The organism is Planococcus citreus, assembly GCF_003664125.1.
Lineage (GTDB): Bacteria > Bacillota > Bacilli > Bacillales_A > Planococcaceae > Planococcus > Planococcus citreus.
In genome coordinates this window covers 1,049,570-1,073,864 of the sequence record NZ_RCCP01000001.1, presented here as the reverse complement: position 1 = coordinate 1,073,864, position 24,295 = coordinate 1,049,570, and the positions used below count along the sequence as shown (strand labels likewise).

Genomic DNA, 24,295 nt, shown 5'->3' with positions numbered 1-24,295 from the left:
GCAGCCTCATTTGTGGGCGGCCTGTTTTTTGTTCAGGATCTAACAAGAGCGCCTCAATCCGACACGAACCCCGGGAAGCGATTCCCCCACTAGCCGGCAACTTCTAAAAAATGGAATTTATGTAAACGCCCTACAATCAGTGAAATGTATAAGCTGCCGGGCGCACAGGGTGAGCCGACGCCGCAAGACAGGCGTTCTTCCTGTCTTGTGGCTAAAGGCCAACCCAAAGCGAGGCAGCGAATATCCGTGTGATGCGAACTCCAAATTTCTAAATATCCACTGTCCGACACGAACCCCGGGAAGCGATTCCCCCACTAGCCAGCAACTTGTAAAAAAGCAGATTCCTGTAAACACCACACAATCTGTGAAATGTAATAGCTGCCTAGCGCCACGGGTGAGCCAACGCAGTAGGAGAAAGGCTGCACCCAATATTCGTATGAACCGGCTTGCTCAACTTTCGCTACGCTCAAGCATCGCAGATGAATTGGCTCAATTTACTTTCGCCAATTCATTGTAGCCAAAGGCCAACCCAAAGCGAGGCAGCGAATATCCGTATGATGCGAACTCCAATAATTTAAAATTCCTATACTAAGTTTTCAATCCTACCAAAACAAAAAAACCCAGACCACGGAATTTCCGCAGTCTGGGGGAGAGAGATTATTTTAACCATTTTTCGAGTTCCTGGGCGTTCATCGGGTGGCTGATGATATAGCCTTGGATGCTATTGCAATCCATCACCCGAAGCAATTCCAGCTGTTCGTTCGTTTCGACACCCTCAGCGATCACTTGGAAATCAAGTGATTTGCCGAACTGGATCATGCCGTTAATCATTTTCTGCATTTTTTCCTGCTTCGTAATCGACTGGATGATAGTCCGGTCAATCTTCAAAGAAGAAATCGGCAATAACAGCATATAGCGGAAAGACGCATAGCCTGTCCCGAAGTCATCGAGTGCAAATTGCACGCCTTGCTGGTTCAGGCGGTTCATTTGCAGCATGATCGGACGTTCGGCTTCCGCTTCAAGCGCGAACTTTTCAGTGATCTCGATCATAAGGGAATGTGGATCGCAATTATTCGCTTTCATTTGCTCGATCAGCATGCTCGCCATATCCTTGTCGCGGAATTCGCGGATGGAGGAGTTGATGCTGATGCGCAAATTAATGCCTTTCGCTTTCCAATCCTTCAGCTGTGCACAGGCGGTCTCCAATACGAAACTGCCGATTTCATGGATCATGCCATTCTCTTCCGCAATCGGAATGAGTTCATCGGGCGTCACAACACCGATTTCATCGTCATTCCAGCGGACGAGTGCTTCCACGCTTTCGACATTGCCGGTCGAGAGATTGACTTGCGGCTGATACAGCAATTGGAGGTTTTTCCGGTCCAAAGCATGGACAAGGCGTTTTTCAATAAGTGCTTTACGGTTCAGGCGTTCGTGGTCGTCTGCCGTCAACGTCGAAATGGCGCTGCCGCCGCGGTCCTTGACTTTCTTGATCGTCGCATAGGAAGCTTTGATCAAGTGGACGAAGCTTTGCTGGTCTTCCGGATATTTCGTGATGGCGCCGCTGACGGTCAAGGGAACTGCCGTGCCGCCGATATAGATTGGGTGCTGCTGCAAATAAGGCAGGAAGCCTTCGATGAACCAGTTCGGCAATGGCGTGATCAACGCGAATTCATGAAGCCCTGCGCGTGTAATCAATGAATCGGAGAAATACATGCGCAAGCGTTTCGTGAATTCGATGAGCAATTCATTTTCCGTATCCGTATCCGATACATCACGCAAGGTGTAAAAGCGGTCGATGTCGAGGAACAGGAAAGAGAAATGGCGGCCTTCCTTGATGTGTTCCGCGACGGCCTGCTCAAGGCGGTGGCGGTTTTCAAGCCCTGTAATCGGGTCGATAAAAGCAATTTCCTCGAGGTGCTTTTGGGCATGCTTTGTTTCCGTAATGTCTTTTTCAAGGAAGATGTAATATGCATCCTCCTCTGATAATTGCATGGGAATCGCCGTCAAGTCGACCCAATAAGTTTCACCGTCTTTTGTCGCTTTTTTCGCTTCGCCGTTCCATACATGTCCATCTTTCAAGCTTTCCAGGATCGAATCAACAAACTCGAGGTCTTCTTCGCTGTCATGGAACATCTGCCAGACAGGTTTGCCGAGTACGCGTTTCGGGGTCCATTTGCTGAGCTTGAGGAAATGGGGGTTCGCGTAAGTGACCAGGAACTCCTGGTCGAAATAAGTCATCATGAACGAATCATCCAGACCGTGGCGAAGGTGGCTTAGTTCCCTTGCAGCTGAGCCAGCGCTTACGCTATCATCGATTTCATAGATGGTCAGAAGGAAACGCTCGCCATGCGATGTGAACGCTTTCGTGACAACCGTAGAGTAATTTTGCCCGCCACTGCCAAGGCCGATTTCCATATTCTCAAACCGGACCGGGTTTGTGCTTTCCAACAGCATTTCCCAAGGCTGCTTGTGGAGTGCGGCTTGTTCTGGATTCATATAGGAAAAGGGCTGGCCTTTAGCAGTTTCTGTATTTAGTTGAAAGATGCGTTCGGCATGCCCGTTGAACCAAGTGATGAGTCCTTCTTGATCGAAAATGATGATGGGGAAGGGAATATGGTTATATGCTAGGGTTTGTGCCAAAAAATCCTGCTTTTCACTCATTAACTGACGCTCCTTAACCGTTTTGTACTTTCATTATAAAGAAGAAAAGGTCTTTCGTCACCACTTTACAAAAATATAATACGGGAATTTTAGCACAGAAATCATACTATCCTTTTTGACCCTCTCGTGAGAGAATAGGCATGATTCGATTGAAAATTGAGGAAAACAACCAATTTGTCCCGATTACAAAGGGTTCTAACGATAAAAACAGCTGAATTAGCCAATTCGTCACGGATTGGCTTTGTTAAATGGAAGGAGTGCTGGCGAATGGAACGGCTAAAGGGAGTATCCATGATACTGATAGGGGCGATGCTTTGGGGAGCGACCGGGCCGCTCATGGAATGGACGCTCGATGTCTATGCGATTTCTGTGCCATTTCTTCTGACCATCCGGCTTATTGTCGCTGGCATCTTGCTGCTGTTGTTCTTGAAAATGAAGCAGGTGCAGGTGACCTCGATTTTTCGGCAAAAGATATGGACGCGTCCTTTATTGATCTTTTCAGTAGCCGGCATGCTCGGTGTCCAATACAGTTTCGTCGCAGCGATCGATACGAGCAATGCCGTCTTTGCCACATTGATGCAGTTTCTGGCACCTGTCTATGTCATTGTCTTCATTTCCATGCGCCTTCGCAAATGGCCGCCGGTCTATCAAGTGCTCGGCATGGTCGGTACGCTCGCTGGCTTGTTTTTATTGTTGACGGACGGGCGTTTGGATTCCCTGGTCATCAGCGGGGAAGCGCTGTTTTGGGGCGTTCTGGTCGGTTTGGCTTTTACATTCTACACGCTTTATCCAGCCCGGCTGATGCAGGAATGGGGCGTCTTGCTCGTTGTCGGCTGGTCGATGCTGTTCGGCGGCATCTTTCTAGGGCTCATCAATCCGATTTTCCTGTCGGATGAATGGGGGCTATTGGCAGACCCGACGCTCATTTTGGCGATCATCGCGATTATTGTGGTCGGCACGATGGCGTTTGTGTTGTTTCTCAGCAGCATGCGATTCATCTCGCCTGTAGAGACGAGCATTTTATCCGCGATGGAGCCATTGACGGCGATGGTCATTTCGCTTGTCTGGTTCGGCCATTTTCTATCCCCATTGCAAATCGGTGGAGCTTTTCTCATGTTGGTCTTCGTCACTTGGCTATCTTTTGCGGGCAGTGAAAAAACTGCCGATGATCGCTCTTGAGTAAAGGCATGCAGCAAAATGCTGCGTGCCTTTTTCATTTTCGAAAGCAAAAAAGATTCATTATAATGCATGACAAAAAAAGGGATATCTCTACCTGATATCTGAAAATTATGGCATACTAGTTTTAAATAAAGTTCGAGTTTCGAAATGTTCAGGAGGCACCCTTATGAAAACCGTTTTTTCTTATACCAAACCATATTCATTTCTGATCGGCGTCGCTTTGTTCTTGATGCTCTTGGAGTTGGTCGTCGAGCTTTTGCAGCCATTGGTCATTGCGAGCATCATCGATGACGGCATCGTGGCAGGGGACCAGGATACGATCATTCGCTTGGGGCTTGTGCTCATGGGCTTGTCATTAATCGCTTTTTTATCGGGTGTCGCCAATTCATATTTCGCTTCCCATGTATCCCATAGCTTCTCTTTTGATGTCCGGCGCAAAGTTTATGAGCGCGTCCAGTCTTTCTCGCTGGCGATGTTCAATAAATTTCCAGCATCCGGCCTCATCACACGGCTGACGAGTGATATCCAGCTGATCCAGCAAGTGCTGTATATGAGCTTGCGCATCATGTTGCGCGCGCCATTGCTTGTCATCGGCAGCATGATCATGGCGTTTGTCGTCAATGCACAATTGGCGATTTATTTGATCATCGTCTTTCCAATTTTATTGGCATTTTTGTATGTTATGGTACGAAAAGGCGTTGTCTATTTCAGCTTTGTGCAGCAGCGGCTTGATAAAGTCAACCGCATGGTACAGGAAAACCTGCAGGCGGTCCGGCTGATCAAAGCGTACTTGCGCGGCAAGTATGAAGCGAACCGCTTTTCGGAAGTGGCGGGTGCGCTCAAGACCGATACGGTCAAAGCATTCCGCATCATGGAAATCATCTTGCCGATCCTGCTGTTCGGCATGAACGTGTCTCTGCTCGCGGTTGTTTGGTTTGGGGCTTTTGAGATCCGGAGCGGAGACGCGCAAATCGGTGAATTGGTCGCCATCGTCAATTACGCGATGCGCATGACCGGCGCATTTTCGATGTTCTCATTCATCATTATGGCGTTTGCGCGTGCCATGGCATCTACTGGCCGCATCGAAGAAATCCTTTTGGCGGATGATGGCGGCGAAGAATCGAATGGTGCAACTGTGCCGGTTAGAGAAGGAACCGTCCGTTTTGACCATGTTTTCTTTACGTATCCAGGCACTTCGCGAAGAGTGCTTGAAAACATCAGCTTTGAACTGGCGCCACGCGAGAAACTGGCCATCATGGGCGCCACGGGATCCGGAAAAACCTCTTTATTGCAGCTGATTCCGAGATTCTACGAAGCGACCGAAGGAAGCGTATCGGTGCACGGCCGTGACGTCCGCGAGTGGGACCTTCAGGAACTGCGCAAGACGATCGGGCTTGTGCCTCAGCAATCGATGCTCTTTACCGGCAGCATTTCCAATAACCTGTCTTGGGGCAAAGAGCACGCGGAGCTTCCGGAACTTACAGAGGCCGCAGAAAAAGCCCAAATTGACGAGACGGTCCAGCGTTTCCCGAAAGGCTACGAAACGCGCGTCGGCCAAAAAGGCGTCAATTTATCCGGCGGCCAAAAGCAGCGCCTGTCGATCGCACGGGCATTGGTCCGCAAACCGTCGATCTTGATTCTCGATGACAGTACCAGCGCGCTTGATGTGAAGACCGAATCTGCGCTGTGGGCCGAGCTCGACAAAGAACAAGCGACGACACTGCTGGTGACGCAGAAAGTGCGGACGGCTATGCGCGCTGACCGCATCCTCCTGTTGGAGGATGGCGTCGCTTCGGCTTACGGCACTCACGAGGAATTGCTGGATAGTTCTTCTTTGTATCGTGAAATTGCGCTGTCCCAGCAAGCGGAGGAGGTGGATGAATATGTTTAATGCGATCCGCCGGCCTTTTGGCTATGAGCCGGTATTGACGAAAGAAGATTTAAAGAAATCACCAGATAAAAAGAATGAACGCGCGAAAAACTGGAAGTCCACCTTGCTGCGGATCTGGAAGCTGGTCGACGAACAGCGCACGCTATTGATCATCGTTCTGACGCTTGTGTTCATCAGTTCCGCGATGGCGTTGCTCGGGCCGCTTTTGATCGGTTATATCATTGATACCTATATTGTGCCGGGTGCATTTGAAGGCATGGGCTTGATCATCGGCTGGCTTATCATGGTCTATGTGCTCCATTCGGTTTCTCTCTATTTGCAGAACTACTGGATGGTTGGGATCGCCCAGCAAGTCATCTATCAAATGCGCGCGGGGCTGTTTGGCCATCTGCAACGCTTGCCGGTATCGTTTTTCGATAAGCGCCAGCACGGCGAATTGATGAGCCGTATGACCAATGATATCGAAAACGTTTCGTCGACGCTCAACACCTCGTTCATTCAAGTGTTCTCGAGCATTTTGACGCTGGTCGGGACGGCGGTGGTGATGGTGTTTCTCAGCCCGATCCTCACCGTATTGACATTTATCATCATCCCGATCATGTATTGGGCCGTTCGCTGGATCACCAAACGTACGGGTCCTTTGTATAAAGAACAGCAAAAAGCGGTCGGGGATCTGAACGGCATGATCGAAGAAACCATTTCGGGACAGAAAATCGTCAAAGCCTTTTCCCAAGAAGACCGCGTCATGGACGAGTTCCTCGTCAAAAGCGAACGGCTCCGCCGCACCGGTTTCTGGGCTTGGACGTATGCCGGATTCATTCCGAAAGTGATGAACTTCCTGAACAACGGCAGTTTCGCGCTCGTTGCAGGTGTCGGCGGATTGCTCGCCTTGAACGGCTCGGTCACAATCGGTGTCATCGTTATCTTCACCGAGTATTCACGACAGTTCACGCGGCCGTTGAACGACTTGGCAAACCAATTCAACACGGTGCTCTCGGCCATTGCGGGGGCTGAACGCGTGTTTGCCATCATGGACGAAGCAGAAGAAGCGGACGATACGAAAAAGAATGCCGATAAACGGCTTGAAGGAAAAGTCGAATTCGATAATGTGTCTTTCAAATACGAAGGCGCGGAAGAAGAATGGACGATCCGTAATCTGAGCTTTATGGTGGAAACCGGGCAGACGGCGGCATTCGTTGGTGCGACAGGCGCAGGCAAAACGACCGTCATGCAGCTTTTAGCGAGATTTTACGATGTCGATGAAGGGGAGATCCGCATCGATGGAACGCCAATCGGGGCAATGCCGCGCGAAACTTTGCGCAAGCAGATTGCCTTCGTCTTGCAGGACCCGTTCCTGTTCGAAGCTTCAGTCAGCGACAATATCCGCTACGGCAAGCTTGATGCGAGCGACGAAGAAGTGGTGGAAGCGGCGAAAAAAGCCAATGCCCATGACTTCATCTCCAAACTGCCGGAAGGCTATGACACGGTGCTGTCTGGCGACGGTTCAATGATCAGCCAAGGGCAGAAGCAACTCTTGTCGATCGCCCGGGCGCTTATCGCCGATCCGGTCATTTTGCTGCTCGATGAAGCGACAAGTTCGATCGATACCGTGACAGAGTTGAAAATCCAGGAAGCGCTCGAACGCCTTATGGAAGGGCGCACGAGTTTTGTCATCGCCCATCGCTTGAATACGGTGAGAAAGGCGGATTTCGTCTATGTCATGGAGCTCGGCAAATTGGTCGAATCAGGCAGCCAGGACGAATTGCTGGAAAAAGGCGGCTTGTATGCCACCATGCTGGCAGATGCTAAATTATAGCGAAATCTAAGCAGAAGGTGGGGGAGATCCCGGCTTCTGCTTTTTTTAATGGAAATGAAAAGCCCTGGGAAGAAACCTTAATTTCGGGAATCAGGTGGCGGCAAGCGCTTTGGGCAGTTATGATAAGAAGAAAAAGGAAGGCGGGATGGAAATGGAATTGTCCCTGTCGATTGCGTCGTTTCCGCTGGATGCGGAGACTGCCGGGGAAATGGAGCGGCTGATTGACGGCGAGCCGGAACAGTGCCGGACCTTGCTTCAGAATGAATTATGGCAAAAACCGTTCGCAAAAGGATTTGCGGTGCTCGCTTACACCGATAGCGGAGAGCTGGTGGCCTGTGCGGCGGCAGCGGATTTGGTGGGCTTGCATCATTACGAATGGTCGGCATTTGTCTCGCCGGATTACCGCCGCCTTGGGCTGGCAACAGCTTTGGCTGACGGCGTGCAGCATTCCCTCGTACAGCGCGGGGCGGAAAGTGAACTCGCGGCATTCACGGAACATAGCGCATCAGATAGCTGGCTAGAGGGTCTCGGCTATCATTGTACTTTCCAGGAATTGCAGTTTGAAGCGCAGCCGCTTTCTACGTACCAACTTGCTGAAACGGTCGAAATTATTCCGTACGAAGAGCAATATTCACGCGAATTGGTGGATCTTCTGCGCGCGGCATTTGATGAATCTGTTCTTCCGGTGCTTGAGCACAACCTGGAAGATACGGAGCGCCATGTCTATTTGATGCGGCAGGAAGGCCAACTTGTGGCGACGGCTACGTTGAGCAATGAAGACCAGGCGTTGTGGGTAACAGCGCTCGCAGTGTCACCGGATACCCAGCGATCAGGCTATGGCCAAGCATTTCTGAAGTGGGCGCGGCATTTGGCGCATCAGAAAAAATTGGCACGTGTGCTGGTCGAAGTGGAAACGGAAAATGTGGCGTGGCCTGTTTATGAAAAGGCGGGCTTTACAAAAATATCGACTATTTCTTATTGGCAGCCCGCAGTGCAATGAAAAAGCCGCCCAGCGGTAAATCCACTGGACAGCTATGTTTTAAGGCTTATTGATTTGTTTGTTCATAATTTTTATCGGAGCCGTCTGCATAATCTATTTCAATTTCGATTTTCTTGAAGCCAGGATCGATGCCGAAAGCCTCGACGACTTGGCTGATGACTTCCTCATCCGACGTGTCAGGGGTTAAATTCAACTGGGACAAACCTTGTTCCATTTCATTGAAAGCGTCATCGCCCGTCAGATCAACGCCGTCGATTTTATTTTCATATTCGGCCTCTACCTGACCGCGCTCTTCTTCGTAGCTAAGGTCTAGGGCATCATCCTGGTCAGGCATATCGACATCAACGGACAAGTCAGTAAATCCGTAAGTTTCACCGTCCTTGGTCCCTTCAGTTCCGCCGCTTGGAGAAGCATCTTCAGTCGACTCAGCTTCCGGCGTTGCCGTTTCTTCTGGTGACTCATCTGTGACAGGCTGCGTGACTTCCTCGTCATCGCCGCAAGCTGCTAGGGCAAGTGTAGCGGACATGATAAGAACTGGAAAGATCATTTTTTTATGGTTAGTCATAATATACAAACTCCCTTTCAAATTTATGTTTACCGTTCTATTCCCGAAATTATGGGAAGTAAGCAATGAAAAATGTAAAAAAGTATCGTACGATAGGAATCACTAGCAGAGTCGAGCATAAGCAGAGCTTGAATGGAGCCATTCAAATGGATAGATACAAAAACGGGCAGAACATCGCCGCTGCAAACGAACAAAATATCCGCACGGATTTCAAGGAAAGCATGACTTACGGCGATTATTTGCATCTCGACAAGCTGTTGACTGCACAGGACGGCGTCAGCGGACACCACGATGAATCGCTTTTCATCATCATCCATCAAGTATCCGAACTATGGATGAAGCTGATCTTGCATGAGTTGTCGGCGGCCATCCGCCATATCGAAGCGGATGATCTGCAGCCCGCGTTCAAGCAATTGGCACGCGTATCGCGCATCCAGTCGCAAATCATCCAAGGCTGGGATGTGTTGTCGACCTTGACTCCTGCTGAATACTTGGAGTTCCGGGATGACCTCGGCAATGCGAGCGGCTTTCAGTCCTATCAGTACCGCATGATTGAATTTGCGCTTGGCTACAAAACCAAGCATGTCTTAAGCATCTATGAAAAAGACCCGGTCTTGCACGAGCAATTAACAGAAGCGTTCCACGCGCCAGGCTTGTATGATGCCGCCATCCAAAAATTGGCGCGCAGCGGATTCAAGATTGACGACAGTGTCCTTTCGCGCGATGTCAGCACTGTATACGAACCGAACGACAGCGTCCGGGAAGCGTGGAAGGAAATTTACCGCAACGTCGATGAGCACTGGGAACTGTATCAATTGGCGGAGAAATTGGTCGACATTGAAGATTGGCTGCAACAATGGCGTTTCCGCCATATGAAAACGGTTGAGCGGATCATCGGTTTCAAACAAGGGACAGGCGGATCATCCGGCGTCAATTATTTGAAGAAAGTATTGGATCAATATTTCTTCCCGGAACTTTGGCAAATCCGGACAGACGTCTAAAAGCAGGAGGTTGGCTTATGGAAATTTTTGCGCATCGCGGAAGTTCGGGCACGCATCCGGAAAACACGCTGCCTGCTTTTGTGGAAGTTGCAGCCTTGCCGGTCCACGGGGTGGAACTGGACGTGCATTTATCAACAGACGATGAACTTGTTGTCATTCATGATGAAAAAGTGAACCGCACCACTAACGGCAAAGGCTATGTAAAAGACATGACGCTTGCCGAACTGAAAACACTGGACGCCGGAAGCTGGAAAGCAGGCGAATGGGCGGGAACCGAAATTCCGACATTGGCAGAAGTCTTTGGGGTATTTAAAAACACCCATCACGTGCTGAATGTGGAACTGAAAACGGACGTTTTCCCGTATGTGGGAGCGGTGGAAAAAGTGGCTAAGCTTGCAGCTGAACAGGGGCATGGAACATCGGCTTGTCATTTCTTCATTCAACCACCTGGACGTAAAGCTGGCGATGGATCGCCATCACGTGCCAGGGGCGATTTTGGCTTCCAATATTTTAGTGGATATGGCCGCTTATGCACAGACAGTCGGGACGAGACGGCTTCATTTGTCGCAGCCGTATGCGCTTCGCCACGGTGCCGAATTGGTCGAAAAAGGTTTTGAGGTCTATGTCTATACAGTCAACCGGCTGGACTACGCTGAGCAATTGCAGCAGATAGGCGTCTCGGGCATCTTTACGGATTATCCGGAAAAAATGCTGGGGGAATTGAAATGAAACTAATTGCATTGAGTATATGGGTGGTTGCAGCATTCACTTTAGGAGTCACCGGTGCTGCAGCTTGGCCGCTCGTTGCAGGAATAATCCTGCTCCCTGTATTTTTTATCGGAAAGCCTTGGTATAGCAGCTTTAAGAAGAAAACAGCCGAACACAAATAGAAAACCGCCTGATGGATGTCGGATTGACATCCATCAGGCGGTTTTTAATAGGAAGTTAATTACCACTTTGCGTAATGTTCTTCTGCAGAACCGAGCAATTGGTGGATTTTCAGCTTCTTGCCATCTGCATAGCGGACGTAGCCGTTGTAATAGCCGAACAATTGATGAACTTCCGATTTCACAAGACGCGCATCCGATTTGGACACGCGTTCGTAAAAAGGAGTGAACGTCAATTTAACGTCATCGGTCAATTTCGTGTGGATCAGCCACGGCTTTTTGAAATCTTCTTCATCATAACGGAAAATGACGTCTTCGCTGATTTTAGTCATGCGGCCATTGACGAAAAAGGCGTTTTCCGTCATGCCCGTGCCGTCTGTCCACTTGCCGCCGAAATTCAATCCGATCACTTTGCCGAGAGAGCGCTGGGAAGCCATTCCCCAATTCCAGACCGCTTCGCGCGGCCAGACGCCCCGGCCATAGTCCAATACCGAAAAACTGTCCAATTCATCGAATTCATAGCGCTTAGCCCCGATCTGGACCGTTCCAGTTGTCGGCAGAGCGTGATGTTTCGCAGTGAACTGGAAGGTTTGGCGATTCCATGGAATGACGACATTCAATGATTCCATGTCTTCCGGATGGGCAATCGTCAGCGAAGCATGCAATTTTTCGCCGTCAAAATCAGGCACGGTCACTGCCAATCGGGTTTTGCCATCTTCGTAGATGGAATGGACGGATATCTCCGAATTATGGAAAAATGAACTGTCCAACACACTGTCGGATAAGCGTAAATTCCTGGAATAGGGGACCATAACCGTTCTTTCGAAAAAGCGCTGTGTTTCATAATTTAAGAAATAAACGAAGCAGACAGCGGCATAATCCAGATGGCAGATGGTGGCCGAGAAAACGATCTCATCGCCGAATACACACCAATAATTCCATTTCTTCTTACGAAGGAAATTGCCTTTCAGATTGCTTTCGACTAAGGGCTTCTTTGCATAGCCGATAGCGCTTGGATTCAATTGGCCTTTGGCGTCACATAATTTAACGTGTTCTGTAAGTTCCCGTTCAACATGTTGCATCGAATCCACCTCACTGTCTTTATATGCCCTTATTGTATCAGAATTCCCCAGATTTTCCCGGGAAAATGCTGTAAGATGGGCCTAAAGACTAGCGATTTCTTATACGGAAGCTGGAGGCCTTCTCCACATGAACGCAAGTGTGCCTTCTCCAGCGTGGACGGCCAGTGATGAACTGAGATTTCCGATCAGCACTTCGGCTTCAGGCGCAAACTTCAAGAGTTCCGCCTTCAACTCTTCCGCCTGCTCGGGGATGTGCCCGTGCATAATCTGGAAGTAATCGATCCCGTATTGTTCGTGGTCTGCTTTTGCACGATCGAGCAAATAAGCGAGCGCTTTCTTATGGGAACGAACTTTGTCGATTGGCTCAAGTTCGCCTTTCTCGGTCAGCTGGACGATCGGCTTGATCTTTAGGACGCTGCCGATGTAATACTGTGCGCCGCTCATCCGGCCGCCTTTATACAATTGGCTCAAATTGCCGATCAGGATGAAATTGCGGAAATCTGTCGTTTCCTGCTCAAGCCGCTGGGTAATTTCTTCAGCGGAAAGCCCTTGATCTTGCAGCTTCAATCCGCGTTCAAGAAGCCCAGACAGCCCGTATGACAAAGCGAGCGAATCGACAGTGTATACCTTGAAATCCGTCATCTCGGCGCCGGTCATGGAAGAAGCGATCGTGCCGCTTAACTTGGCGGAGGCATGGACAGCGATGGCGCACTCGTATTCCTCTTTCAGCTTTTCATAAAGTTCCGCAAACTTCCCTGCAGATGGCTGGGAGGTTTTCGGGAAATCCTTTGAGCTTTTCATGCGTGCGTATAATTCATCGTTTGAGAGGTCGATGCCGTCATCGATAAATTCTTCCGAGCCGAAATGGATATTCAGCGGGACGATATAGACATCGGGGTGCGATTTGAATTGTTCTGTGACGTATCCGGTCGTATCCATGATCCATGCAATCGGTTTTTTCATCGTAAAACCCCTATCTATTGAGTATTTTGAATAATAAAACTATAACACGGATAATAATATGGTCCTAGCTTTCTTGAATAAAAATCTCCGAGAGCGGGACATTCAGGCTTTGTTTGAAGGGAAACGTGTCTCCATTGAAATTTTAATATCCGCTTTGTGGCGAATTACAATAATAATAATGGCAACAAACAGCGGCCAGACAACAGATTGTACTTGAAACGCAAAAGCGACGGCGAAAAAGGCGCTGAAGCCTGCGAGCATCGACAAAGTGGCGCTTTTCAGCCACGGATAGAAAGCGAACGACAAAACAAGCATCGCCAAAAACAAATCAGGCGTCAGCCAAAAGGCGACCCCGGCAAAGGTCGAGATGCCTTTGCCCCCGCGGCCTTTGCGCCATAGCGGATAAATGTGCCCGATGACTGAAAGCAATCCCGCAACGGCAACGGACCATAATGAGAATTCGAGCCAAAGCCCTGCCCATACGACGACCGAACCTTTCAGGAAATCGCCGAGAAACACCAATAGGGAGGCTCTGCGCCCGAGAACGGCCAAGGCATTGCGGGCGCCGGGATTTCCGCTGCCTGAAGAAGTCAGGTCTACACCTTTCCATTTCCCTATCCATAGTGCGGTCAAAACAGTACCAAGTAAATAACTGCCTATCCAATACAAAATAACCATCGTATCCCTCCAGCAAATAACTGAAATTTCATAAAAATAATAGCCTCCCCAAATCAGGGGAGGCTATGAAGATTATTGGCCTAGTGTTGACGCTTCAAACAAATAATCGCTGATCACGCGGAGCCCTTTATCAAAGTTCTCCAAATGGAAATGTTCGTTCGGCGCGTGGAAGTTTTCCGATGCAAGCCCGAAGCCCATCAAGACGACAGGGAATCCGAGAATTTCATCGAACGCAGCGACAATCGGAATCGATCCGCCCATGCGCGTGAAAGCGGTCGGCACTTGATACACTTTTTCATACGAGCGGCCCGCTGCCTGGATGGCCGGATGATCGTATGGCGTCAGGAACGGCTTGCCTTTATCAAATTCGGTGATGTCGACTGTGACGCCTGCCGGCTTGTGCGCTTCAACATGCGCTTTCAACTTGGCGATGATGTCGTCCGGATCCTGGTCAGGAACGAGGCGGCAAGTGATTTTTGAGCTGGCTTCAGCGGGCAAGACGGTCTTGATGCCTTCGCCGGAGAATCCGCCGGTGATGCCATTGACTTCGAGCGTCGGACGGATCCATGTGCGCTCTACGAATGAATAGCCTTTTTCGCCAAAATCTTCTGAGATGCCGATTGCCTGTTTTTCATTTTCCAAATCGAAATCCAGTGCGGCAAATTCCGCACGTTCCTCGTCCGACACGGGACGGACGTCGTCGTAGAAGCCTTCGACTTGAATGACGCCTTCTTTGTCACGGAATGATTCGAGGATTTCCACAATGGCGTGGAGTGGGTTCTGGACAGCTCCGCCGTAGAGGCCGGAATGTAGGTCGCCTTTAGGGCCGTTGACGTCGATCTGGATGCCCGCAAGCCCGCGCAGCCCGTAACAGACAGCCGGGCGCCCTGGCCCTTGCATGCCGGTATCGGAAATGACGATGATGTCAGCTGATAGCTTGTCTTTATTGTCTTCGACGTATTTCGGCAAGCTCGGGCTGCCGATTTCTTCTTCGCCTTCAAGGATGAATTTGATATTGACGGGAAGTTCGCCGTTCAAATCAAGCAAAGCTTCGACTGCTTTCATATGCATGAACACTTGGCCTTTATCATCGCTTGCGCCGCGTGCATACAATTTATTGTCACGCACATGCGGGTCGAAAGGCGGTGTTTCCCATAAGTGGAGCGGGTCGACCGGCTGGACATCGTAATGGCCGTAGACGAGGATTGTCGGTTTCCCTTCGGCGTGGAGCCAGTCGGCGTAGACGACCGGATGGCCATCGGTTTCATCGATGCTGGCATTTTCAAGGCCTGCTTTAGTCAATGATTTGATAAGCCATTCTGCGCCTTTTTGCATATCGGCTTTATGTTCGGAAAGGGAGCTGACCGATGGGATGCGTAAAAAACTTTTCAATTCTTCGAGATGGGCCTGGCGGTGATCTTTGAAGTACTTATCGATTTGAGTGGCGTTCATAAAATCCCTGCTTTCCAGTATTTTTAGTATGTGGAAATTATAGCATAGCTAAGTTGTCCTTTTCGACAAGAGGAAAATTGCTGTGGTATTATGGATAATACGGAAACAGATCGAAAAAATTTTATATGTATTTTACTGGAGGAAGTAAATTTGTTTATAGCATTGGCATTATTTCTGATCATGTCGTTTTTCCTGTCGGGAAGCGAAACGGCACTCACGGCAGTTAATAGGATGAAGGTCCATCTTCGCGCGGAGCAGGGGGACGTCAAAGCCCAAAAGCTCGAAAAATTGATCGCGAAGCCGGACCGGATGATCACGACTATTTTGATCGGTAATAATATTTCCAATATCATGCTGCCTACACTCGTCACGACCATCGCCATCACGGAAGGATGGGAGGTCGGATTGGCGACAGCCATCTTGACGGTTGTCCTGATCATTTTCGGGGAAGTGCTGCCAAAGACCATTGCCGCGACTTTTGCGGATAAAATCGCTTATATCGTAGCCCCGGTTATCTCATTCCTGGTGGTCATCTTCAAACCATTGACGTGGCTGCTCGCCCAGTTCACGAATATTTTCATCCGCATCATCTCCAAAGGCAGCGTCAAAGAAGCGACGATGACCAAAGAAGAGCTGCGCACGATGGTCGATATTGCGTCGACGGAAGGGACCTTCGAAGCCGACGAATCGGAGCGCATCAAAGGCGTGCTCGACTTTCCTCATAAGGACGTGTCGGATGTCATGTCGACACACCGGACCGATACGGTCGGCATTTCGATCGATCTGACCTATGAGGAAGTCCGTGACTTGATCCTGGATTCCTCATATACGCGTTATCCTGTATACGAAGAAAGCATGGACAATGTCGTCGGCTTGTTCTATTCCAAAAAACTCATCGAATGGTCGATGAACCCGAACTTGACCTTGGCGGAGTTGATGGATGACAATCCATTATTCGTCGTGCAATCAGTGAGCGTCGAGAAAGTATTCAAATTGATGATGGCGAAGAAAAAGCACATGGCCGTCATTTTGGACGAATACGGCGGAACGCTGGGGATTGTCACGCATGAGGACATCATCGAGGAAATGATTGGCCAGGACATTGAGGACGAGACGGACGACGAAGACGATGAACTGGTCTTTGAAATCAACGACAGCCAATTGTCATGCCACGGCCGCCTGGAAATTGAAGACGTCAATGAAATGTTCGAAGTCGAAGTCCCGGAAGACCATGACACGATTGCTGGCTTTGTCATGCAGCAGCTTGGCCATGTGCCGGAGGTCGGCGAAGAATTCACTTATGAAAACTTGCACGTAGTCGTCAATGAAATGGACAGAAACCGCATCGAGCGGCTGACAATCACAAAACTCGCTGAACCTGAAGAACAGGAAACAATCAGCGAAAACGCAAGCAAAAGACAATAACGAAATCCGGCCCGGATGATGGGCCGGATTTTTTATTTCTTACACTATTGTAAGGAGACTGAAAGAGGGAACGATAGAGCGTAAGCCTAAACTCAGGCACAATAAGGGCATAAGATCACCGGACGGAGGTAACACCGATGGAAGAGCTATATGCCGAATATAACCGCTATATCTATCATTTATGCCTAAAACTTACCCGCAACAAAGCTGAAGCAGAAGATTTGATGCAGGAAGTATGGCTGAAAGTAGTACGCTATGAATCCTCAATCGCCGAAGTCGACCATGCCAAAGCCTGGCTGACGACGATTTGCATGAATACATTCCGTGACCGCTACCGCAAAAACGTGCGCCGCAGCAAACATATCGCCAACCAGCCGGAAGGGCTCGATGTCTCATTGCTGGATTTGATTCCAACCGATGAGACCGGGACAGCTGAATTATTGGAAAAACAAGATGTCTCTGTCATGATCCGCCACAAAATTTCAGAACTGGATACGATTTACCGGACGACGATCGTTTACTTTTACGTCCATCAATATTCACTGGTTGAAATTGCTGAGACCATGAAAGTATCGATCGGCACGGTGAAATCCCGCCTTCACCGCGGAAAACAGCGTCTAAAAGACATGCTCATGGAAGACGTAAGAACACGCGAATACGTAGTGATTGCCTAATATACTCCCAACCCCAGCCGAATAATGGCTGGGGTCTTTATATGGAAAATAATAACTGATATTTTTCTATGACTCTTCCGCTTATAATGAAGCAAAGGAGCGGGAGAGAGATGAAAAGAATCAAGAATTACAGCAAGCGACGGCGCATTATTATGGGAACTGTAGGGATACTTGCTGCGATGTATATAATTGTAATAATTTGGCATACATTTAAGCCTTTGCCCGAGGGTGTTTCATTCGCCGGCGATGTGCACAGTGTCGAACAAGTGGAAATGATTTATGACCTGAGCTATGCACAGGATAAGAAAGGCACAGATTTGGAAAGCGAACTGCGGATTTTCGATGAAATCCATGAACTGATTGATGAGGCGGAAGAATTTCTCGTGCTTGATCTGTTCCTATTTGATAATTACAACGATACGGAAACCGCGTATCCAGCGATTGCAGAACGCTTGGCGGATCATTTAATCGAGAAAAAGAAAGAAAACCCCGATTTCCCGATCTATTTCATCACCGACCCATTAAATGTGGGATACGGTTCTTATGAAAGTTTGCTGCTGGAAACCTTGGAAGCGGAAGGGGTCGAAGTGATCGTCACCGACCTCGACAAATTGCGCGATTCGATGCCGCTGTATTCAGGCTTGTACCGGGTAATCTTTCAATGGTTCGATAATCCAGGGGACGGTTGGATAGCAAATGCCATGTCGAGCGACGCACCGGATATGACGCTTTCATCTTACATGCAAATGATGAACATCAAGGCGAATCACCGGAAGACTGTTGTTTCAGAGCAGGAAGCAATCATCAGTTCAGCCAATCCGCATGATGCAAGCGGACTTCACGGCAATATGGCATTCCGTGTCAGCGGCCCGGTACTCGATGATATCCTGGAAGCCGAGGAAGCGGTTTCGAGATTATCCGGCGGCCCAGATTTTCCGAGAGCGGAAATGCCTGAACAATCAGGTGACTATGAAGTGCAATATGTCACTGAACGGCAAATTTTGAAAGCTCTCTTAAAGCATATGGACAGTACAGAGCAAGGCGATAGCATCCAGATGGCCATGTTCTATTTATCAGAGAGCAGTGTAGTCGACAGTTTGGTGGAAGCATCGAATCGCGGCGTGGAAGTACAGCTTGTACTCGATCCAAACAAAAATGCATTTGGCAGCGAAAAGACTGGTTTGCCGAACCGGCCGGCAGTGAACGGGATGGTGGATGCCGCCAGCGACTCTTTGGCAGTCCGCTGGTACAATCCGGTAGTCGGGCAATTCCATACCAAAACAATAATGATTCAAACTGGCGAAGAAACGGTCATTCTAGGCGGTTCCGCCAATATGACCGAACGCACGCTGATGGATTATAATTTAGAGGCGGATATTCTCATCAAAGCGCCGACCGATAGCGAATTGGTAGGCGAACTGGATACGTATTTCGAGCGGCTGTGGAACAACGAAGACGCCCTCTACACACTCGACCTGGAAGAATACCAAGACGAGTTCACGTTCTGGCAGCGCGGCATCTACAACTTCCAAAAGCTCTTCAAGCTGACGACTTATTGAAGGGAAGTAAGTAAGTAAGTAAGTAAAAAACATGAGAAACATAGTAAGTATAAATAGCTTGCGCTATTCGACTACGCTTCAATGGCTGCTTTCCGGGGGGCGGGTGTTGAGCCAATGTGTCGCAAAGAACGCGACACATTTGTCTCGCCAGCCCGCGCGGTCCCCCAGGAGTCAGCCATTTCCGCTCCGTCTCTATTTTTATAATGGAAGAAAATTCCTTCTATCTACTCGATAGAAAATGAGTAAATGCGTCACCTTTTGTAGCTTACATCGTTTGCATCAAAGAGAATGAGATTTTTAGTCCCAAACTTCTAACAAGATATTTGGTTCAAGCACCACATGACCAGATACTGCATCCCGGGAAGCGATTTCCCCGCTAGCCGACAACTTATATAGAAGCAGATCTGATTAAACACACTTAATTCAATGGAATTTCTAAGCCGACCAGCGTCCAGGGTGAGCCGACGCAATAAGACAAGTGTTTTTCTTGGCTTATTGCAAGAGGCCAACCCAAAGCCCGGCGGCGAATACTAACAAGACGAATTAATGGAACATCGGAACGATTCCACAACCAAATTCCAATTTTCTTAATCGAAACTAGACCAGGGAAGCGATTCCCCCACTAGGCGGCAACGGATTAAAGAAGCAGATTTACTTAAACAGTCTTCGCGCAATGAAATCACCAAGCCGCCATGCGCCAAGGGTGAGCCGATGCAATAAGACAGGCGCTTTTCCTGGCTTATTGTAAGAGGCCAACCCAAAGCAGGGCGGCGACTAGTAAGCTCAAGCAAAAGTAGAATGCGGGAACGATTCTACTAGTAAACTCTCGCTCTTTTTTTCTACTATTCATTCGCGCAGAGTTTCTCATAAGCTGTTTGTATCCAATGAAAAAACCCGCTGCACACAAAATTTCATGTGTGCAGCGGGTTTTTGGTTTGGTTTACTCTTGAGTTTGCTTGCCGGCTTCGATCCAGTCTTCCACGTTCCATACTTTCGTGGCAAGGCCGTCGTAGAAATCCGGTTCGTGGCTGACGAGCACGATTGTGCCTTTGTAAGCTTGCATGGCACGTTTCAGTTCAGCTTTTGCATCGATGTCCAAGTGGTTCGTCGGTTCATCGAAGATCAGCCAATTGCTTTCTTCGAGCATCAATTTGCACAAGCGCACTTTCGCTTGCTCGCCACCGCTCAATTGGTTCATCGGGCGGCCGATGTGTTCGCTCTTAAGTCCAGTACGGGCTAACGCGCCGCGCACTTGGCCTTGGTCCATCGAAGGATAAGCATCCCAAATCTCATCGATTGGGCGATGCGTCGGTGCTTTGACTTCCTGTTCGAAATAGCTAGGCGTCAAGTATTCACCGCGGATGACATCTCCATCGAGTGGCTTGATTTTGCCGAGCATCGTCTTAAGCAAAGTCGATTTCCCGACACCGTTCATGCCGACAAGCGCGATTTTTTCACCGCGTTCGATCATGAAGGACAATGGGGGCAATAGCGGCTTATCGTAGCCGATGCGCAGTGCTTCCGCTTCAACGACATAGCGGCTTGGGCTACGCGTTTCCTTGAAGGCAAATTGCGGTTTGGCCGCCATTTCCGGTTTTTCGATGCGGTCCATGCGGTCCAATTGCTTCTGGCGGGATTTTGCACGTCCGGTAGTCGAAGCGCGTGCTTTGTTTTTCGCGATAAAGGTCTCGGTTTTCTTGATCATGTCTTCTTGTTTTTCGTAAGCTTCAAGATGCTGCTTTTTCGCCAACTCCGCAAGCTCGATGAACTTTTCGTAAGAGGCAGTGTAACGGTTCAAACGGGAGAATTCCAAGTGGAAAATAACGCCTGTTACTGAACTCATGAATTCCGTATCATGCGAGATGAGCAGGAAAGCATGCGGATAGTTTTTCAAGTAATTGACGAGCCATTGGATATGTTCTTCATCCAGATAGTTGGTCGGCTCATCCAGCAATAGCACTTTTGGTTTTTCCAGCAATAGCTTAGCCAATAAAAGCTTGGTGCGCTGTCCACCGGAAAGGGATTCCACATTGCGTTCAAGTCCAATGGCATCGAGCCCGAGGCCGCGTGCGATTTCATCGACTTTCACGTCCAATGTGTAAAAATCACCGGCATCGAGTGCGTCTTGTACTTCGGCCATCTGCTCAAGCAAGGTTTCGAGCTGTTCTGGATCGGCTTCGCCCATTTGCATGGCGATATCGTTCAATTCTTTTTCTTTTTCATAGAGCGGCAAGAAAGCATCCTGCAAGGTTTGACGGATGGTGCGGCCTGGCGCCAACTGCGTGTGCTGGTCCAAATAGCCGTAATGGGTCTTTGGCTGCCATTCGACTTTGCCGCCATCGTGGATTTGTTTGCCAGTCAAAATATTCATCAATGTCGATTTGCCGACGCCGTTCGCCCCGACAAGGCCGACGTGTTCCCCTTCAACTAAACGAAACGAAATGTCGTTGAATAAGGTACGATCGCCAAATGTGTGGCTTAGGTTTTCTACTGTTAATAAACTCATGTATATGTTCCTCCACTTTCCATAAAAAAAACCGCGGTTAAAGTTCCGCGAGTTTTTTGTTTAGTTCCGCAAGACGTTGTTCCATTTTTTCAAGCCGTTCTTCGGCTTTGTCCACCATTTTAGTGTGGCCGGTTGTTTCCAGTTTTTCAATATCACCCTGTTGGCGTACGTAATCGCTCTTCAGTTCGGCGATGGCGTATTCAATTTCTTGCTTGTTCAACAAAATCACCCTAGTTTTTCTCTGTATTGTACCACAACTGGAGAAAATTTAAATGGATACGCTCGGCTTCTCGCTTTCATTGCGCACCATTACTCCTATATAATAACGAAAAATGAAAAAAGGAAGTGAGATGCCATCGACAGTTTATTGTTTGATATCATGTTAATTATTTTCCTCGGCGTTCTGTCGCAATGGATCGCCTGGCGTCTCCGCCTTCCAGCGATTGTGTTGATGTCGATTGCCGGGCTGCTGATCGGCCCGATATTTGCCGTGATTTCCCCGGAAGAAAGTTTTGGGGATTTGTTCCGGCCGCTCGTATCGCTTGCCGTTGCCATCATTTTGTTTGAAGGCAGTTTAAACTTGAATTTCAAAGAAATCCGCGGCTTTAATAAGCCTGTGTGGCGGATTGTAACATTTGGCGCTTTGCTTGCTTGGGCGGGAGGCACTTTGGCTTCCCATTATGTCGCCGGCCTTTCTTGGGCAGTGTCGTTTGTCATCGGCGGCTTGTTCATCGTGACCGGCCCGACCGTCATCATGCCACTGCTTCGCCAAGCTAAACTGAAAGCTCGTCCGGCTGCGTTATTGAAATGGGAAGGCATTATTGTCGATCCATTCGGCGCGTTATTAGCTTTGTTCGCCTTCCAATTCGTGTTGTTTGCGGAAGGGGATGTCACCGCTGCTGCATTCGGGCTGTTCTTCCTGGCGGCACTTTTTGCGACCGTACTCGGTGCAGGGGCTGGACTTGGGATGGGCTGGATGTTCGAGCGCGGCCAAATTCCGGAATTTTTAAAATCGCCGATGGTATTCGGCGTGGTGCTGTTGACGTTTGTCATCTCGGATATCGTGATGCACGAAACCGGCTTGCTTGCGGTAACCGCGATGGGGATGGTCATGGCCAATATGAACATCTCCTCCATCAACGACATGCGGCATTTTAAAGAGACCATGTCCATTTTGTTGATTTCCAGCGTCTTCATGATGCTCACGGCTTCACTCAGCATGGATGTGCTGTTTGAAATCTTCAATTGGTCAATTATTTCATTCGTATTGGTCATGTTATTTATCGTCCGGCCGTTGTCCATCTGGGTATCGACAATCGGCACCGACTTGAGCTGGCAAGAAAAAGCCTTGGTCGGGTGGATCGCCCCACGAGGCATTGTTGCACTGACTGTCTCCGGTTATTTCGCTAGCGTCTTATTGGATGCCGGGTTTGAGGATGCGGAACTTCTTACCGCGTTAACCTTTGCGCTCGTGTTTTCTACGGTAGTTGCGCATGGGTTTTCCATTACGTGGGTCGGCCGTAAACTAGGTCTCGCTTCAGCGGAAGATCCGGGAATTATCATTGTCGGAGCCAGCAGGTTCACGACTGCGATGGCGAAAGCTCTTTATGATATGGATAAAAACGTGCTGCTCGTTGATGATTCCTGGGGCCGCCTGCAAAAAGCGCGCCAAATCGGCATCAAGACTTATGTCGGAAACATCCTTTCCGAGCATACGGAATACGAAGTGGATTTGACGCCTTATGAGAAAATGCTCGTCGCTTCGGAGACGGATTCGTTTAACGCGCTTGTCGTCAATAACTTCGTGCCGGAAATGGGGCGCATCAATTTGTATCAGACGGCGCTTCACCAAGGGGACCCTGCCGATTTCCACGCTTCATTGAGCGGGCGAATCCTTTTCACCGAAGATTGGAACATTCACGTGCTTGATGAGAAGGAAGAGCAAGGCTACGCCATCCGTTCGACAAAATTGACGGAGCGTTTCACTTATGAGGAATTCAATAAGAGATGGTCAGCCAATACGATTCCGTTATTCATTGAAACGGCACAAGGAAACATTGAGTTCTTCACTTCCGATAAAGTGCTGGAGCCGAAGCAAGGCGATACCATCATCAGCTTCACTGGGCCGGAGCGAGATTCCGACCGCATTCAGGAACGTTTGGAAACAAAACGCATCAAAAAGGATTCTCAGACTAAAGAATGAAATCTTTCATTATAAGCCCTATCAATACGCAAGAAGAATGCGTCTTTGCTATGATAAACAATAGCTGCAGCATGCACTGCACCAGATCAATCAATAGGAAAAGGCAGTGGATTTCCGCTGCCCGCTTATACGTAGTCAAGGAGGATTCAGGATCATGAAGATTTTATTAGTGGATGGAACGATACTGGGGCGCAAGACCGGCGCTGTATTGGAACAGGTCAAAGTCTATCTCGAGCGAGCGAATCCGGAGATGGAACTGAGCATTTTGAGCATGAGCGAATATGAGCATCAATTCGTAGATGGGCGCCCGAACGCGGAATACAACGACAGCATGCGTGAAATGGTGCGGCGTTTTGAAGAAGCGGACGGTTATATCATCGCTTCGCCGATTTTCCAAGGTTCGATTCCAGGCGTCTTGAAAAATGCATTCGATATGCTGCACCCTCGGACGATGCGCTACAAACCGGTATCGATCGTCGCTAACGGCGGTACGTATCAGCATCACTTGGTTATCGAGAATCAGCTGAAACCGATTCTTGATTATTTCCGCTGCCTCGTGACGCCGAACTACGTCTATACACATACGAGCCATTTCGATGATACGAATGCCATCATCAATGACGATGTCCATGACCGCCTGCGCGAACTTGCACGTGTGTTTGCGCAATATGCAGAAATGAGCACCCACCTTTCAAAAGATACAATCGATATCGACGACCATTAAAAAAACCTCCCTCGGGAGGTTTTTTT

Annotated in this window: 19 protein-coding genes and 1 pseudogene; 12 read left to right on the top strand and 8 right to left on the bottom strand. The window is 49.0% G+C overall.

The genetic code is table 11. The features are described 5' to 3' along the window. Nucleotides 1-657: 657 nt before the first annotated feature. Nucleotides 658-2,664: a sensor domain-containing protein gene (locus DFR62_RS05270; RefSeq protein WP_121298501.1), complete on the bottom strand. Its 2,007-nt coding sequence runs from the start codon at nt 2,662-2,664 to the stop codon at nt 658-660. A gap of 267 nt (nt 2,665-2,931) precedes the next feature. On the opposite strand from DFR62_RS05270, the gene DFR62_RS05265 reads away from it, so the two are divergent. The 4 genes from DFR62_RS05265 (at nt 2,932) to DFR62_RS05250 (ending at nt 8,550) form a co-directional block, all read left to right on the top strand. After that, nucleotides 2,932-3,843 (top strand): DMT family transporter, encoded by a 912-nt coding sequence (locus tag DFR62_RS05265; protein WP_121298499.1) that lies wholly within the window; start codon nt 2,932-2,934, stop codon nt 3,841-3,843. 166 nt (nt 3,844-4,009) lie between these two features. Then, entirely contained in the window at nt 4,010-5,734 is a 1,725-nt protein-coding gene (locus DFR62_RS05260) for an ABC transporter ATP-binding protein (RefSeq protein ID WP_121298497.1), read from the top strand. After that, the gene (locus DFR62_RS05255) at nt 5,727-7,550 is read left to right on the top strand and encodes an ABC transporter ATP-binding protein (protein ID WP_121298495.1); all 1,824 of its coding nucleotides are present in this window, start codon (nt 5,727-5,729) and stop codon (nt 7,548-7,550) included. The genes DFR62_RS05260 and DFR62_RS05255 overlap by 8 nt, the downstream gene beginning before the upstream one ends. A 109-nt stretch (nt 7,551-7,659) precedes the next feature. Next, nucleotides 7,660-8,550, top strand: a complete 891-nt coding sequence (locus DFR62_RS05250) for a GNAT family N-acetyltransferase (RefSeq protein ID WP_241663122.1) — start codon at nt 7,660-7,662, stop codon at nt 8,548-8,550. A gap of 46 nt (nt 8,551-8,596) precedes the next feature. Here DFR62_RS05250 and DFR62_RS05245 read toward each other — a convergent pair whose 3' ends face one another. After that, entirely contained in the window at nt 8,597-9,115 is a 519-nt protein-coding gene (locus DFR62_RS05245; RefSeq protein ID WP_121298493.1) for a YusW family protein, read from the bottom strand. 146 nt (nt 9,116-9,261) lie between these two features. Between DFR62_RS05245 and kynA the strand changes: the two genes are divergently transcribed. The 3 genes and pseudogenes from kynA (at nt 9,262) to DFR62_RS17350 (ending at nt 11,006) form a co-directional block, all read left to right on the top strand. After that, on the top strand, nt 9,262-10,116 hold the full coding sequence (gene kynA / locus DFR62_RS05240) for a tryptophan 2,3-dioxygenase (protein WP_121298491.1): 855 nt from the start codon (nt 9,262-9,264) through the stop codon (nt 10,114-10,116). Between the two features lie 17 nt (nt 10,117-10,133). Continuing rightward, nucleotides 10,134-10,845 (top strand): annotated as a pseudogene (locus DFR62_RS05235) (glycerophosphodiester phosphodiesterase family protein). Then, complete coding sequence (locus DFR62_RS17350) at nt 10,842-11,006, top strand: hypothetical protein (protein WP_158290817.1); 165 nt, start codon at nt 10,842-10,844, stop codon at nt 11,004-11,006. The pseudogene DFR62_RS05235 and the gene DFR62_RS17350 overlap by 4 nt, the downstream one beginning before the upstream one ends. A gap of 59 nt (nt 11,007-11,065) precedes the next feature. Here DFR62_RS17350 and DFR62_RS05230 read toward each other — a convergent pair whose 3' ends face one another. The 4 genes from DFR62_RS05230 to DFR62_RS05215 all read right to left on the bottom strand — a co-directional run bounded on the left by DFR62_RS05230 (nt 11,066) and on the right by DFR62_RS05215 (nt 15,178). Next, nucleotides 11,066-12,085, bottom strand: coding sequence for a DUF2804 domain-containing protein (locus DFR62_RS05230; protein WP_121298489.1), 1,020 nt, complete (start codon nt 12,083-12,085; stop codon nt 11,066-11,068). Nucleotides 12,086-12,184: 99 nt separating this feature from the next. Then, a complete protein-coding gene (locus DFR62_RS05225) occupies nt 12,185-13,048 on the bottom strand; it encodes a DegV family protein (RefSeq protein ID WP_121298487.1) in 864 nt (287 codons plus the stop codon). A 102-nt stretch (nt 13,049-13,150) separates the two neighbouring features. Continuing rightward, on the bottom strand, nt 13,151-13,726 hold the full coding sequence (locus DFR62_RS05220; protein ID WP_121298485.1) for a glycerol-3-phosphate acyltransferase: 576 nt from the start codon (nt 13,724-13,726) through the stop codon (nt 13,151-13,153). A 72-nt stretch (nt 13,727-13,798) separates the two neighbouring features. Beyond that, nucleotides 13,799-15,178, bottom strand: coding sequence for a dipeptidase (locus DFR62_RS05215; protein WP_121298483.1), 1,380 nt, complete (start codon nt 15,176-15,178; stop codon nt 13,799-13,801). A 150-nt stretch (nt 15,179-15,328) separates the two neighbouring features. On the opposite strand from DFR62_RS05215, the gene DFR62_RS05210 reads away from it, so the two are divergent. The 3 genes from DFR62_RS05210 to DFR62_RS05200 all read left to right on the top strand — a co-directional run bounded on the left by DFR62_RS05210 (nt 15,329) and on the right by DFR62_RS05200 (nt 18,836). Next, nucleotides 15,329-16,603, top strand: a complete 1,275-nt coding sequence (locus tag DFR62_RS05210) for a hemolysin family protein (protein WP_121298482.1) — start codon at nt 15,329-15,331, stop codon at nt 16,601-16,603. 137 nt (nt 16,604-16,740) lie between these two features. After that, entirely contained in the window at nt 16,741-17,277 is a 537-nt protein-coding gene (locus DFR62_RS05205; RefSeq protein WP_121298480.1) for an RNA polymerase sigma factor, read from the top strand. Nucleotides 17,278-17,387: 110 nt separating this feature from the next. Continuing rightward, entirely contained in the window at nt 17,388-18,836 is a 1,449-nt protein-coding gene (locus DFR62_RS05200; protein WP_241663110.1) for a phospholipase D-like domain-containing protein, read from the top strand. Between the two features lie 940 nt (nt 18,837-19,776). Here DFR62_RS05200 and DFR62_RS05195 read toward each other — a convergent pair. Beyond that, nucleotides 19,777-21,342, bottom strand: a complete 1,566-nt coding sequence (locus DFR62_RS05195; RefSeq protein ID WP_121298478.1) for an ABC-F family ATP-binding cassette domain-containing protein — start codon at nt 21,340-21,342, stop codon at nt 19,777-19,779. A 37-nt stretch (nt 21,343-21,379) separates the two neighbouring features. Continuing rightward, on the bottom strand, nt 21,380-21,562 hold the full coding sequence (locus DFR62_RS05190) for an SE1832 family protein (RefSeq protein ID WP_068465777.1): 183 nt from the start codon (nt 21,560-21,562) through the stop codon (nt 21,380-21,382). Between the two features lie 159 nt (nt 21,563-21,721). Here DFR62_RS05190 and DFR62_RS05185 point away from each other — a divergent pair, with 159 nt between their 5' ends. Together DFR62_RS05185 and DFR62_RS05180 are read left to right on the top strand one after the other, a co-directional pair. After that, nucleotides 21,722-23,545: a cation:proton antiporter gene (locus DFR62_RS05185; protein ID WP_121298476.1), complete on the top strand. Its 1,824-nt coding sequence runs from the start codon at nt 21,722-21,724 to the stop codon at nt 23,543-23,545. Nucleotides 23,546-23,699: 154 nt separating this feature from the next. Further along, nucleotides 23,700-24,269: an NADPH-dependent FMN reductase gene (locus tag DFR62_RS05180; protein ID WP_121298474.1), complete on the top strand. Its 570-nt coding sequence runs from the start codon at nt 23,700-23,702 to the stop codon at nt 24,267-24,269. The last annotated feature ends 26 nt before the right edge of the window (nt 24,270-24,295 follow it).

Coding starts and splice junctions, on each gene's coding strand:
- DFR62_RS05270 (WP_121298501.1), bottom strand. CDS start 2,664: ATGAGTGAAAAGCAGGATTTTTTGGCACAAACCCTAGCATATAACCAT.
- DFR62_RS05265 (WP_121298499.1), top strand. CDS start 2,932: ATGGAACGGCTAAAGGGAGTATCCATGATACTGATAGGGGCGATGCTT.
- DFR62_RS05260 (WP_121298497.1), top strand. CDS start 4,010: ATGAAAACCGTTTTTTCTTATACCAAACCATATTCATTTCTGATCGGC.
- DFR62_RS05255 (WP_121298495.1), top strand. CDS start 5,727: ATGTTTAATGCGATCCGCCGGCCTTTTGGCTATGAGCCGGTATTGACG.
- DFR62_RS05245 (WP_121298493.1), bottom strand. CDS start 9,115: ATGACTAACCATAAAAAAATGATCTTTCCAGTTCTTATCATGTCCGCT.
- kynA (WP_121298491.1), top strand. CDS start 9,262: ATGGATAGATACAAAAACGGGCAGAACATCGCCGCTGCAAACGAACAA.
- DFR62_RS17350 (WP_158290817.1), top strand. CDS start 10,842: ATGAAACTAATTGCATTGAGTATATGGGTGGTTGCAGCATTCACTTTA.
- DFR62_RS05230 (WP_121298489.1), bottom strand. CDS start 12,085: ATGCAACATGTTGAACGGGAACTTACAGAACACGTTAAATTATGTGAC.
- DFR62_RS05225 (WP_121298487.1), bottom strand. CDS start 13,048: ATGAAAAAACCGATTGCATGGATCATGGATACGACCGGATACGTCACA.
- DFR62_RS05220 (WP_121298485.1), bottom strand. CDS start 13,726: ATGGTTATTTTGTATTGGATAGGCAGTTATTTACTTGGTACTGTTTTG.
- DFR62_RS05215 (WP_121298483.1), bottom strand. CDS start 15,178: ATGAACGCCACTCAAATCGATAAGTACTTCAAAGATCACCGCCAGGCC.
- DFR62_RS05205 (WP_121298480.1), top strand. CDS start 16,741: ATGGAAGAGCTATATGCCGAATATAACCGCTATATCTATCATTTATGC.
- DFR62_RS05200 (WP_241663110.1), top strand. CDS start 17,388: ATGAAAAGAATCAAGAATTACAGCAAGCGACGGCGCATTATTATGGGA.
- DFR62_RS05195 (WP_121298478.1), bottom strand. CDS start 21,342: ATGAGTTTATTAACAGTAGAAAACCTAAGCCACACATTTGGCGATCGT.
- DFR62_RS05185 (WP_121298476.1), top strand. CDS start 21,722: ATGTTAATTATTTTCCTCGGCGTTCTGTCGCAATGGATCGCCTGGCGT.
- DFR62_RS05180 (WP_121298474.1), top strand. CDS start 23,700: ATGAAGATTTTATTAGTGGATGGAACGATACTGGGGCGCAAGACCGGC.